At 46.9% G+C, this 13,706-nt stretch carries 10 protein-coding genes; 4 read left to right on the top strand and 6 right to left on the bottom strand.

Features of this window, described 5'->3' with window-relative positions; all coding sequences use genetic code 11:
* Both FS628_RS08355 and FS628_RS08350 read left to right on the top strand, forming a co-directional pair.
* Positions 1-2,634, top strand: a complete 2,634-nt coding sequence (locus tag FS628_RS08355) for a transglutaminase domain-containing protein (RefSeq protein WP_145320739.1) — start codon at positions 1-3, stop codon at positions 2,632-2,634.
* 5 nt (positions 2,635-2,639) lie between these two features.
* Positions 2,640-3,692: a glycoside hydrolase family 18 protein gene (locus tag FS628_RS08350; RefSeq protein ID WP_145320737.1), complete on the top strand. Its 1,053-nt coding sequence runs from the start codon at positions 2,640-2,642 to the stop codon at positions 3,690-3,692.
* 144 nt (positions 3,693-3,836) lie between these two features.
* Here the strand turns inward: FS628_RS08350 and FS628_RS08345 are convergent, their stop codons facing one another.
* Together FS628_RS08345 and FS628_RS08340 are read right to left on the bottom strand one after the other, a co-directional pair.
* Positions 3,837-6,143, bottom strand: a complete 2,307-nt coding sequence (locus FS628_RS08345; RefSeq protein ID WP_145320735.1) for a helix-turn-helix domain-containing protein — start codon at positions 6,141-6,143, stop codon at positions 3,837-3,839.
* Positions 6,144-6,409: 266 nt separating this feature from the next.
* Positions 6,410-7,924, bottom strand: a complete 1,515-nt coding sequence (locus tag FS628_RS08340) for a glycoside hydrolase family 43 protein (RefSeq protein WP_145320733.1) — start codon at positions 7,922-7,924, stop codon at positions 6,410-6,412.
* Between the two features lie 170 nt (positions 7,925-8,094).
* Between FS628_RS08340 and FS628_RS08335 the strand changes: the two genes are divergently transcribed.
* On the top strand, positions 8,095-8,961 hold the full coding sequence (locus FS628_RS08335; protein ID WP_145320730.1) for a helix-turn-helix domain-containing protein: 867 nt from the start codon (positions 8,095-8,097) through the stop codon (positions 8,959-8,961).
* A gap of 63 nt (positions 8,962-9,024) precedes the next feature.
* Here FS628_RS08335 and FS628_RS08330 read toward each other — a convergent pair whose 3' ends face one another.
* The 4 genes from FS628_RS08330 to FS628_RS08315 form a co-directional block, all read right to left on the bottom strand.
* Positions 9,025-9,594, bottom strand: a complete 570-nt coding sequence (locus FS628_RS08330; RefSeq protein WP_145320728.1) for a YdeI/OmpD-associated family protein — start codon at positions 9,592-9,594, stop codon at positions 9,025-9,027.
* 11 nt (positions 9,595-9,605) lie between these two features.
* A complete protein-coding gene (locus FS628_RS08325) occupies positions 9,606-10,115 on the bottom strand; it encodes a DinB family protein (RefSeq protein ID WP_145320726.1) in 510 nt (169 codons plus the stop codon).
* A gap of 82 nt (positions 10,116-10,197) precedes the next feature.
* Positions 10,198-11,115: a helix-turn-helix transcriptional regulator gene (locus FS628_RS08320; RefSeq protein WP_145320724.1), complete on the bottom strand. Its 918-nt coding sequence runs from the start codon at positions 11,113-11,115 to the stop codon at positions 10,198-10,200.
* Between the two features lie 275 nt (positions 11,116-11,390).
* Positions 11,391-12,308 (bottom strand): ArsR/SmtB family transcription factor, encoded by a 918-nt coding sequence (locus FS628_RS08315; protein WP_017690213.1) that lies wholly within the window; start codon positions 12,306-12,308, stop codon positions 11,391-11,393.
* Between the two features lie 375 nt (positions 12,309-12,683).
* Between FS628_RS08315 and FS628_RS08310 the strand changes: the two genes are divergently transcribed.
* Positions 12,684-13,619: a glycoside hydrolase family 43 protein gene (locus tag FS628_RS08310; RefSeq protein WP_440131268.1), complete on the top strand. Its 936-nt coding sequence runs from the start codon at positions 12,684-12,686 to the stop codon at positions 13,617-13,619.
* The last annotated feature ends 87 nt before the right edge of the window (positions 13,620-13,706 follow it).

Here is a 13,706-nt window from a genome sequence, read left to right as displayed (position 1 = left end):
ATGACCAGCCAAACTTTGGTATTTTCCCTTGACGCACAGTCATTGGAGAGGATCGAGCAGAATTTCCAAGAGAAGGTACGTTTTGCAGAGGCTCGCAAATCGGAGTTGTTTCATATTTTTCAACAGGACCTGACGGAAGAAGAAGCATGGGCATTGAAGTATATGTATGCTTACATGCCTGTAAACGACTTGGCTGATTATAATGGGAACCTGTTCTTGAACCATGTGCGACGGGCATTGGATATCCGCAAACGTGTGCCTTGGGGAGATCGTGTCCCGGATCATCTGTTCCTTCATTTTGTGTTGCCTTACCGGATAAATACGGAAAATATTGAAGATTTCCGCGGTTTGATATATGACGATTTAGCCGAGCGGACAACGAAGTTATCCATGGCGGATGCCATTCTAGAGACCAATTACTGGTGTCATGAGAAAGCGACCTATATTGGCAGCAATCTGCGCACGATATCGCCGCTGACGATGATCCGGAATGCTCGCGGACGATGCGGCGAAGAGTCCACGCTGGCGGTGGCCGCTCTTCGCAGCATTGGCATACCCGCCCGTCAGGTCTACACACCTCGCTGGGCTCACTGTGACAGTAATCATGCCTGGGTAGAAGCCTGGGCAGATGGTCAATGGTACTACATCGGGGCATGCGAGCCGGAAGCCCGTCTGAATCAAGGGTGGTTCAGTCCGCCAGCCCGCAGGGCCATGCTGATTAATACGAGGATCTATGCCGACTATCCCGGACCGGAGGATATAACGCTCTCCGAGAAGGGATTTACGGAAATTAATTTGCTTGAGAACTATGCACCGGCGCGGGTCATTGATGTGAAGGTGAAAAATGAGCAGGGAGAGCCCGTACCGGAAGCGAGCGTCCGCTTTGAGCTGTACAATTCGGCTGAATTCTATCCGATTGCCGAAATCAGGACGGACGCACAAGGGGAAGCTGCTTTTAAGACAGGTTATGGCGACCTTTTGATTCGTGCGGTCAGCGGCGGCAAGTGGAGTGAAATCCTATTCAAGGCTCAGGAAAACGAGCTTGTAGAGCTTGTGCTGAACTCGTCAGAGCAGCCCACAGGGATCGCAGATTTCGATATGGTTCCTCCGCCGGAAGGGGAGGGGGAGGCCGTGATTGCGTTACCGGAAGAGAAGATCCAGATTCACAATCGTCGGCTGGAGGAAGGAGCGCAGACCCGGAGCGGGTATGAGGACACTTTCCTGAGTGAAGAGGAGGCTGTTTCACTGGCTAAATTGGTTGGACTTCCCCCGGTGCGTGTATGGGATATTCTTCAGAAGGCACGGGGGAACAGCCGTGAAATTGCAGATTTCCTGAAGGAACGTTCCAATGCATACGGTGAGTGGCCGCTCCGGTTGTTGGAGTCAATGAATGAAAAAGATTTGATTGATACCTTTCGCCAGACGCTGGACGATCATCTGATCGGTGCGCTCTCGCAGCAAGGATCATGGGCGGAAGATACGTTCGTGAGCTACATCTTGTGCCCGCGGATTTCCTATGAAATGCTGGTCCCTTATCGAGGCGTATTCCAGAATGAATTTTCGGCGGACGAGGCAGCGGCGTTTAGGGAAAATCCTGCGACGCTTGCCCGAATGCTGGAACAGGACTACGAATACTATGAAGATCTTCCTAATCTAAAAGGCAAGGGTAATCCGATCGGGACATTTAGTCTGATGAAAGGGGACACTCAGTCACTGGATATTTTGTTTGTGGCTGTATGTCGCAGTTTAGGTATTCCTGCACGATTACATCCGAGTGCGCAGAAACCACAGTATCTGAGTGACAGAGGCTGGAAGGATGCGGTGTTCAGTCTCACCTCACCTCAAACTCAGGAGAGCACAAGCTGGGGAATGCTCCAACTTCATAGGGATATAAAGGCTCCGCAGGATACACCTGCAGCATCCTATTTCGAGAACTTCTCGTTTGCCCGTCTGGAGGATGGCGTCTACAAGACGTTGATATATCCTTATGGCAGCACGAATGTCTATAGCGAGCCATACGAGATTGAAGCAGGAGCTTATCGCTTAACGACAGGCATTCGTCTGAAAGATGGAACGGCAAAAGTACGCTTTGTTTACTTTACCGTGAGCGCCGGAGATACCACTGAGGTTGTATTGTCTTATCGCGAGACTGAGGTTGATATTCCTGTACTTGGTAAACTGGCACCAGGCAGTGTACTGACCCGTCTGGATGGTACAGAGGTAGAAATGAAGGAACTTCTGGGATCGGAGGGTGCCATTGCTGCCTGGATTGAACCGGAGCGAGAACCGACCAAACATCTGATTCGGGAACTGTGCGAGCTCGCTGAGCCGCTGAATAAGCTGGATGTGCCAATCGTACTCATAATCGGAGATGCAGAATGGAACGCTTCCTTTGATCCTGTTGGTTATCCGAAGCTGCCTGTGCGCACGGTTTTTGTACGAGATTCCAGTTATGCTTCCTTGTCCGGTTACATTTCAAAGGCTGCAGCTCACGAAGCGGGCTATCCGCATCTCTTTGTGCTGGATGACCAGGATCAAATTCGGTATTTGGCTTCCGGGTACAAGATCGGTACCGGGAAGGAAGCCCTGCAGATTGCTGCTGGGTTATCTCAATCATCGAACGGATCGGAGTGAAGAGAGTGACGAAATATATTGCTGCGGGTTATGCCGTTGATTCAGTTCTTCCCGATATGGCATATGACGATCTGTCGAAGTTAACACATCTGAACGTAGCCTTCGGACATGTCAAAAACGATGAAATCACCACCGAGCATTTAAAAAACGGTCACGTTATCCAGACTATGAAGCGGGAGCATCCGAATCTTACGGTGCTGCTATCTGTTGGCGGATGGAGCGCTGGCGGTTTCTCCGAGGCCGCCTCAACCCAGGCGGGGAGGGACACCATGGCCGCATCGGCAGTCCGGGTGTTGGAGGAATACCCTTTTGACGGGATTGATCTGGACTGGGAGTATCCATGTTATGGTGAAGCTGGTATCGCATCCAGTCCTGATGATAAACGGAATTTCACCTTGCTACTCAAGACGATCCGGGAGACACTGGATGCCAAGGGAGCCGAGGATGGCCGTCATTATCTGCTCACCATTGCGGCAGGGGCTGACCAATACTACGTAGACGGTACAGAGATGGGTGACGTGCAGCAGTATCTGGACTATATCCAGTTGATGACCTATGATATGCGCGGCGGTTTTCAGGTTCTAACCGGACATCACACGAATCTGTACACGTCAACAGGGGATCTGTTTCGAATTAGTGTGGATGCATCCGTGGACCTGTTTGTTCGAGCCGGCGTTCCGAAGGAGAAAATTGTGATTGGTGCCGCATTCTATTCCCGCATATGGACTGAGGTTCCTGACCGAAACCACGGGCTCCATCAAATGGCTGGCAGCACAGGCGGCTACGGTCCGTCATTTGCAGAGCTGGAAGCGAAGTACATCAACAAGAATGGATACATCCGCTATTGGGATGAGGAAGCCTGTGCACCGTTTCTGTTTAATGGGTCCAGCCTCATATCTTATGATGATGAAGAATCGATCCAATGCAAATGTGATTACGTAAAGGAACAAGGTCTGGCCGGAATCATGTTCTGGGAGTACGCCTGTGATCCGACCCGCCGTTTGCTGGGTGCAATACATCAAGGGCTGCGGGATATTCCGGCTGGGAAAATAGGATAAACCCGTCAGGGAGCCGACGGGTCAGATGATGGATATGGACTAAAAACATACGAAGGGGCCGTCCTACAAGTCATGAGCATGACTTATAGGACGGCCCCTTGTTTGCGATATTTAGGTCTAACGAATCTTGCACGATATCTCCATTTATCCAATACATTCCTCGTCGTCATCTTCTGGGGAATCGGGGGAGCCGTTAGGACGGTGCATTTTGCGATACTGTCCGGGTGTGTATCCTGTCTCTTTCTTAAACTTGCGGATGAAGTTCGGTGTATCCAGGTAACCGACCCGTGTAATGATGTCTTTTAACGGATCGGTTGTATGCAGCAACAGTCGAATAACCTCATCCATCCGTTTCTGCCAGATGTATTGGGTGAAATTCATGCCGATCTTTTCTTTGAAGGAACGACTGAAATACGATGAAGAGATTGTGAATTGAGATGAGATCGTACCCAGGCTGAGGTCATAATTCGAGAAATTGGCATCGATATAAGCAACGATTTCATCCATCAGGGAACTTTCTTCCGTCTCGCTCTTCGCCTCGACGTGGGCGCAGATTTCGGCGGCAAGCCCTGTCAGTTTCTTCTCCAAATCTTCCAGCGAGTCATAGGATGTGATTCTTGGGAGTTGATTAACGACATGATGAATCCCAAGCTCCGATGCGGTTTTTAGCATGGTATTCAGAATATCAAAGCAGATGCAACGCAGCAGTGGTACGGACGGCATTTCGGCTTTCAGGTTGTTTAACGCGGTCGACACCATCTGAACCGCCACATCATAGCTACCCTGTTTTAAGCTTTGAACCAGCTTCAACAGTACATCCTTAGGGACCCAGAAGGAAGCATCCTGTGCACTGGAACCGGAAAGGGCGTTGAAGAAGGTACTGCTGCCCTGTCCATGCAGCATCGATGCTTCAAGAGCGGTCGATGCCTCGATGTAGGACTGATTCAGTTGCTCTGGATAACTGTATCGATTACCTATCCCGATTGCGGGCGCGACGCCGGTGTGCTCCGTCACCATCCCTTGCAGTTTTTCAATGATAGGCTCCATACGGTTGTTCAGACTGCCTTCATGCCCGATCTCGGCATCAAATCCGACGATGAGAGCCAATTGGTCTGCCTGTGGAAGCTCCACGCCGTAAGCATAAGCAGATAACTCCGACAGTTCCACATCGTTCATCAGCTGCATTATGGTTATTTGCACAGCGTTATCGTTATCAACGATAGGAAAAGCATGCATTTCCCAGCCCATGATCATGACAAAATAATGAGATCGGTTGAATCGTATGCCGAGCTTGTCCGTAAACTCAGAGGGGAAATCTCCGGTATGGCCGTACTTTAGCAACATAAGCAAAATATGATTGCGAGCGTAGGGTTCCTGAAGATCTACGCGCTGACTATAATCGTGCAGTGTTTTCTTGATCCATTCCAGCTCGTTGGTCGTTGAGGATGTATCAGGATCATTCTTCAACCGAATGAACTCCATTAGATCTGAAATGGGGTGATATTGTCTCCGGGCCAACATAATGGCAAGGAAAGTACCCATAACCACCATGAAGGAGAAAACAAGAATAATAAAGGTACGAATATGAACGATTCGGCTAAAAAATTGATTGCTTGGCATAGCAGTTACATAGGTCCAGCCTGCATCCGATTTAACGGATACAACCGAATGTGGTTCTTGATTTAAGGAGATGCTGTGCGTTCCGGGCTCGAGTGCAAACAGAGCGCTGACTTCCTGATCAGTAATAATTTCTCCCTTGTAATTGGCTGCCAGAACTTGCCCGTAATTATCGAAAATGTAGGTCATCCCGTGATAGTCACTGAGGATGGAGTCAATCAAGCCGGTCAGATTAGATTCATGAATCAGGTACATGACGGTTCCGTGGGCGGGCGTATTGTTAGGCGCAATCGGTACAAGGTACGCCAGCATGGAATTGGGTATTTTGGTTCCTTGAACGACCTGCTCCGCCGGTCGTATCGTGGGGAACTGCACGTTATTCAAATCCCGGATCATGTCTGTTTTGTTCCAAGTATTAAATTTGTAGCGGCCTGTGAATACATCCAGATTCTCAGAACCTTGAGAAGAGTAGATGCTGTCATCTCCACGGAAGAACAGGAATAGTTCATCGATAATGGAACTGGTGGCTTTATATTTGACCAATGCTCCAATCGATTCTCGGCTATAGTACGGATGGTGGGTCCAATACCGCGTTAACTGCTCATCGTAGGCGATGCGAAACGCGATGTCTTGTAGTTCCTTCATGCGATCATCAATGACAGTTTTGGCTTGAGTGAGCTGGTTGACATTGGTCTGTTCAATCTCTGAACGGAGCGTGTCCACAGCATTGTGGTAAATAATGATGGTTAAAATAACAAGAGGTATAAGGAAAATGGAGATATAGGATAAGGTGTACTTGAGCAGAAGCTTGGACTTAAAGTGATTCCATTTCATATCTGCAACCTCCCATTTTTCTATAGTGCTGCAGCGATAGCGCTCTCATATGGATGGGGAAGCTATTGCCATGATGCGAGCTACTGGGTGTTCTTACTAAAAATACTAGGAGAACTTCTCTAATAAAGCAAGAAAGATATGACGATAGCAAAATCCCCTCGAAGTATACTCATTTCCTTATGCTACCACATAAGGCTTTTCAAAGAGTATCTACTTTAAGGGGATAATTATAGTCGAACATATATTAAGTTTAGGAGTTAAAACGATTATTCATCCAGAGGTTCATAGTCGAACCAGTCGAAACCTGCAGGGGGGCGTTCCCCCGATGGATCATAGGCATACATGGCTATAATGACACCTGTAAAACCACTTGCCACTTCAGTAGACAACAGATGGGTTTCACCCGAACCTACTTCGATAGCATCGGATGAGCCTTGCTGGTAGAGGAACGTAAAGTGATTCCGGTCGGCCTTGATCTGTAAAACAATCGGACCCTGCTCACAGTCAAGAATCTGTTCAGTTCGTAGAGAGCCGACCGTTCGCCGCAGCATGATTTTCTTCTGACCGTCGATCTGTGTTACAGCCAAGTCATAATGATATTTATTATTCATAAATACGGTTAATCCAGCTTCACCGCCGCTCGCACCTGGCTCATAATGCAGCTCGGCTGCCATGTTGCATAGGAAATGGCTCAAGCGACGCCCGACAAAGGCTGGATTTCTTCCATCATCGAGAGAAATCGGGTTACCCCGCAGGATGAGTTGCCCGGGATTTTCTGTGAGCGTCCAACTATCTGGATCTGGGTTCCGCAAGAAGATCCAGTTCATGTCCAATGTTGGTTCGTCAAAATGATCCCGGATAGCCTGAGGTGACCAAGGGTGCTCAGGCAACGAAGGTCCGGCCATCTCCGGCTCAATATGTCCGTCCACACCGATCATCGGCCAACCGTCATTCGTCCAAGTGACAGGTGCCAGGAAGGTTTCGCGTCCCAGATGGTGTCGCATAGGGTAACCTGCTGGACGAAGGCCAAGACATACGGCCCACCAGCTTCCATCCTGAATCTGGACAAGGTCTGCATGACCGGTTGCATGGATACTGGATTTCATGCTTCGATTGGACAGAATCGGATTATGAGGACACGGATCAAATGGTCCGTATGGATCTGTACTCCGAGCAATGGTCTCCATATGACCATACTCGGTTCCACCTTCGGCGATCATCAAATAGTAGAAGTCGTTTATTTTGTACAGGTGGGGAGCTTCGGGGGCTGCTCCTCCGGTTCCGTTCCAGATCAATCGGCTATTGGTTAGTTTGGCTCCGGTCTTGATATCTATCTCACACTGATAGATGCCCTCGCCTTCATTTCCATTACAGGCAGTTTGAAAATACACACGACCATCTTCGTCAAATAGAAAAGAGGGATCTATACCATCTTGATCAACAAAGATGGGAGCAGACCATGGCCCTTCGGGTTGGGTGCTGCGTACATATAGATTTCCACCGCCGCTTACATTGGTTGTTGTCATATAGAACCAGCCATCATGATACCTGAGTGTTGGAGCATAAATACCGCCAGAGCTGCCTGCATTCGCTAGAGGAAGTTGTTCTGGGGTAGTAAGGACATGACCGATCTGTCGCCAGTTCACGAGGTCTTTGCTGTGAAAGAGCGGTACACCCGGAAAATATTCAAATGTACTCGTCACCAGGTAATAGTCTTCATCTACACGGCAGATACTTGGATCTGGATAAAAACCCGGAATCACCGGATTGGTATATTTCATCATGTTATACTCCTATTCATTGAGAGAGTTTAGTACGAATCTGGACACATTGAAAATCCCTGCTACAAGGCGAATTATAACGTTTTTAAGTATATTGCACCTTGATTTTTCGGTCTTGGAATAGCATGATATAGACATTCAACCCAACAATGTTCGTGGAGGGGAATGCTTTGAGTAATGCATATTTGAGATGGTTTACTTCAGATCATCAACAGTTTCCGTTTTTTATTCAGTACGGTGGACACGTTGAGGACATGGAGCTTCATAATCATATGGATTTTACGGAACTTGTGATTGTCCTGAATGGTCATGCAACTCATGTGGTGAACACCGAAGAATTTTTTATCAAAAAAGGAAACGCGTTTGTGATCAATGGCGACACCCATCATGCGTATAAAGACCCTCATGATTTTAGGATCTGTAACGTTATGTTCAGTCCCGAGATGCTTGCTTCGGCTGGGCCAGATCTGAGGAAATCCAATGGCTTCCAGGCACTGTTTGTTTTGGAACCGTTTTATCGTAATACCCACTCATTTCCCAGTAAACTGGCGTTATCCATTGCAAGTCTGGAGTATGTAGAATCACTGATATCGTTCATGATTGAGGAATATCACAATAAACAGCAAGGGTATCAGACGATGTTGATCTCACGTCTTACGGAGATGGTTGTATATTTGTCGAGGCAATATGATACGCAGGAAAAGGGTATAGAGGGCAACAATCTGATGCATTTGGCGAATGCCATTTCATATATTGAAGATCATTATCTGGAGCCATTGTCGCTGGAGGACATTGCGGGGAAGTCGAATATTTCAATTAGGCATCTGAATCGGATTTTTCGATCCTATTATCAGATGACTCCGATCTCTTATCTGCAGAAGTTGCGTCTGGAAAAGGCTTGTCATCTGCTGAAAAACGGGAACCTGTCCATTACGGAAATTTCGTATGAATGCGGGTTTAACGATAGTAATTATTTCACCCGTCAGTTTAAGAAAGCTTTTGGCGAGTCTCCCAAAACATACAGGCAGAATCATTAAATATGGGAAACATCAAAACAGGGCCTCCTCAAAGGAGGTCCTGTTTGCTGTCTCAGGGACACTTTAATCATCCAGAAGGCGTCCGTTGTCATGCCATTGACCGTACATTTTATTTTCCTTCGTGTTGGTTATGAATTTATCCAATCTGCTCTGGAATAATGCTGGCTGATCTTTTACACTTTGGATCGTATCAATCCGAACGTTTTTATACAGGGCAGGGAAGGCCATGAAGTTCGCATACACCTGTTGGTCCTCTTTCAGCCTTTGTTCGATCACACCATCGATAATGAAAGCATTCGGGTCCATCACAGGAAGAACCTTTCTACCTTCGTCATGCATTAAGCCCAACTTTTCAAGACGACGGACACGTTCCTTGTTCAATTCAGTCCATGAACTACGTTTGCTTCGAGGAGATAATCTCTGTGCCAATTGGGTCTCGGATATTTTCTTTTTGACACCATCGATCCAGCCGAAGCATAGCGACTCCTCAACCACGTCCAAGTACAGCAGGGTATCAGGAGTAGGTTTCATGCTTACAATGACCCAGCAAGAACGCTGGAATTTTCCGTGCTCCTGTAACCAATTTCTCAATTCCTCCCTCGATGTCACGGGGATACAATGTACATTTTCCATCGAATCGTTGCCTATACTTGAGCCGGTTCTTGATACCAGAAGAGAGAATAGTCGTTCATGATGGAGACGTGCCCCAATTGACGCAGCATAGTAGACACATTGCCTCGGTGGTAGGTCCCGTGATTCACCAGATGGAATACCATTTCCGATAAGCTGGTTTCGCGGACTCCGGCAAATGGATTATCGAGCAGAACGGTTTTTTCCAGATCCGTCTGGCCTTGGAGCCACTCCCTGTATTGTACCGACAAGTCGGCAAAACATTGGATGTACTCATCTATTGAACCGTGTATCTCACTATTGAGAGGTATGCATGCTTGCAGTGCCTCGGGCATGCCGGTGTCCGTTAACACCAGATACCACATCTTATCCACGGCATAGATATGGCTGAGGGCATGAGCGATGGTTGGGAACGAACTATTCACTTCCTGACTCAGTACGGAAGAGGGCAGTTCCTTGATTCTGCTCAGGATGGTTTGAGTGGCCCATGTGTGGTAGTTATACATTTGCTCCGGTTGACTCATTAATGATCGTCTCCTTTGATTTGGCGAGGGATTTGGTTACTTACTGAGATCATTATAAAAAAAGAAGTATGACAACAGCGTGTCATACTTCTTCATAGAGGTTAAGCGCGTTACGAAGTTGTTCTTTCAGGATGCTGCGTAATTCAATCGGTTCAAACACCTCGGCGCCGCTGCCCAAACTAAGCAGAAACGACCATAACCACTTGGCTTGTAACGGCCGATGGACCTGAATACGCATCGTCATACTTCCATCCTCGTGAAATTGCTTATCCGCCTGTTGAAAATGATCCAGAGCTTCCGCGAGCGCTTCCGGTTTCACCCGAAATACAACATCACTAATCTGATCTTGCCATGACGGATCTGACACCACAGTCGCCTGAGGAAGCTCAAGATGTGGTTGAAAGTGTTCCGATGTCAGGCTCACATTCATCATCCGGGATAGTCGAAACTCTCGATAATCCTGCCTTGTCTGGCAAAATCCATAAACGTACCAATTACGATATTTAAAATGAAGTTTTACCGGTTCCAGATGGCGCGTTATATGTTCATTTTTCGTATTGATGTAGTCAAAACGCACAACTTGATGCTTCGTAATCCCTGTACGGAGATGAGGAAGCGCATCAGGCTCTGTTCGGCGAGTCTCCAAATCCACGGATAGACTTGGATTCTGATGCTCGGATCCAATCGTCTGCAGACGTTCAATGGTTCCCTGTGCACGTGCATCTTCGAATACCGTCGATAGACTGCTAAGGACCGTAATCAGGGCATCAACATCATAAGAACCGAGCAGGCTCTTATCCATTTTATATCCGTCCATCATGCCATATCCGCCTTTAAGTCCCTGATGGGAGACGACCGGAAAGCCGGCTGCGCAGATCACATCAATATCCCGATAGATCGTTCTTGGGGACACCTGAAACTCTTCCGCCAGAGTGGAAGCCGACAACACTTCGTGATTCAGCAGTTTATATATGATTGAGATTAATCGCTCCAATTTCAAAAGCTATCCCCGCCCGTTTTTCCATATTGTCATTCCAGGCCATTATTATATCACGACACAGTGAACAAGATGGATGACTACAGCTGGTCAATATAATCTACTATGTTTTGTTCCAGCCTGAATGAACAAGGGATTGGTCGGGATGAAACAACAAAAAAAGAGTGCTGGATCGCACTCTTTCTAAGGCACATTATTGTTGTGTAGAAGAGCAGGTATCTTAGGTATCTTGGCAGTTCTGTTGAGCTTTTATTTCGGGCATTTAGTCAGAGTGGGCTCTATTCCTCTTGCACGTTATAGAGAACGCGGGCGAGCAGGTTCTGTCCGTAATTGCCAAAGTTTTTGCCGAAGATCGTTAAACCGCGTTTGTTAAGAGGTCCATCGGTAACCGCAATGCGGAAGTGAATATCGCTTTTGTAATCCAGCCCGATCTGGTCAAGCGTTACATCCGAGATACGACACCCATCAATATAACTGCCTTCCTGCGTGATTCGGATCAGCTTCAGCATGCCGTACTGATTCAGATGGGGAGGCCACCATTCCGGATTGAAGGTACCGCGTGTATTGCCAAAATCCCCCGGACTCGTCCAGCAGCCAATCTCAATCCCATTGACATAGAAATAAATATCCGAAGGGTAATTGTCACAAAAGCCAGGCGCTTCCGAACCCAGTTCCATCGACAACTGAATTTCGCTAAACGACTGATTAGGCTTGAGATAGTTGGGAATTCGATACTCCAGATAACCTTCAGCCAGCCAGATCATCTCCGCATCAATCCGCAGTGGATCAGCAAAGTACCGCGGATCATCGAATTCTCCAACAATACTGTCTCGGGTAGCGAGACCACATGTAGGTGCAGCCTGATAATCGCTGTAATGCCCTACCTGAATCTCCACCTCGTAACGATTGTTAATCTCCTGTGAACGCAGATCAACCATCAATTTTTCCTCATTGAGATAACATATTTTCTGAATTCCATGCTTGCCAACAGCGGTGTTGATTTCGATCAATCCGCTTTCTTCGAGCTTCTTGATATGCATCGTGATGGCACCATTGCTGAGTCCGAGTTTGGTTGCAAGATCATTGAGATTAAGACTTTGGTTCTTGGCCAGCAGCTCAATGATCTGAATCCGGATTTCCGAACTGAGCGCTTTGAAGATATTCACACCCGACATCAGATCTTTAATATAAATCATAGGTGGATTTCCTTTCCCCGTTCTGAACAAAGTCTCTTCGAAACAGACATTTGCACATTTATATGTTTTATTTCAGATAATTATAAATCATTCCCTCATGGAAGGGAAGGGTGGAGAAATAGAAGCCAAAACCCTTGTGTATAGCGCAAATACGAAAATATAATCTATATTTTGTTCACTATTCCGGTCAAAATAAGTGTTAATCAGTTCACATATATTTGAAATATACCATTGAAATGTCATGTAACCGCTTTTATAATCCTATTATACCTAAATTGATTCATTACTTCATGAACCTAATTAACCATTTGATCAGGAAAGGTGGAGTTCGGTTTGGAAAAGTTAAGCAATGTGAAGAGGTTTAAGTGGAAACGCATGGCGTTACCGGCATTCCTTGTGATGGTATTACTGCTGGCAGGTCAGTCAAAAGCTTTGGCGGCGTTCTGGAATCTGACCGGAGATATCGCGGTTCATGATCCGTCAATTATCAAAGAGGGCAGTTCCTGGTATACCTTCTCAACCGGCCCGGGCATTCAAGTATTGAAATCGGATAATGGATCGTCCTGGTATCGTGTTCCACAAATCTTCTTAAGTAAGCCATCCTGGTGGGCTTCTGCTGTTCCAGGACAAAGCGGATTGGATGTATGGGCACCAGACATAGAACAGTACAACGGCAAAGTGTGGCTTTATTATTCAATATCCACCTTTGGTTCCAATCGGTCTGCGATTGGTCTTGCGTCTGCGAACAGCATTGGAGCAGGGCAGTGGAAGGATGAAGGATTGGTACTTCAGTCCACGACCGCCAATAATTATAATGCGATTGATCCGAATCTGGTCATTGATGCTTCAGGTAATCCGTGGCTGGCCTTTGGTTCTTTCTGGAGCGGTCTGAAGATTGTCAAGCTGGACAAAAACACGATGAAACCGACGGGAAGTATAACTTCCATTGCTGCACGTCCGAATAACGGGGGTGCTATTGAAGGGCCAAGTGTCGTATATCGTGGCGGATACTATTACCTGTTTGCTTCAATCGATTCTTGCTGCCAAGGGGTGAACAGTACCTACAAAATGGTCTATGGACGTTCTACCAGTATTACAGGCCCTTATGTGGATAAAAACGGAGTGAATATGCTGAATGGCGGCGGAACGGTACTGGATACAGGCAATGTGAAATGGAAAGGTCCAGGTGGTCAGGACGTGTATAACGGGAATGTCATTGCACGACACGCCTATGATGCAGAGGATAATGGCAATCCAAAATTGCTGATTAATGACTTGTTGTGGGACGCTAATGGATGGCCGAAGTATTGATTTATTTTAGATAAATATAAAATGTTTTATAAAAGTGTTGACTAAAGTGATCTGGATTTGATAAATTAACAACAGAAATCTTATTTC

The sequence above is a fragment of the Paenibacillus xylanexedens genome, assembly GCF_007676705.1.
Lineage (GTDB): Bacteria > Bacillota > Bacilli > Paenibacillales > Paenibacillaceae > Paenibacillus > Paenibacillus xylanexedens_C.
The sequence above is the reverse complement of the archived record's forward strand: the minus strand, read 5'-3'. Positions and strand labels throughout refer to the sequence as shown.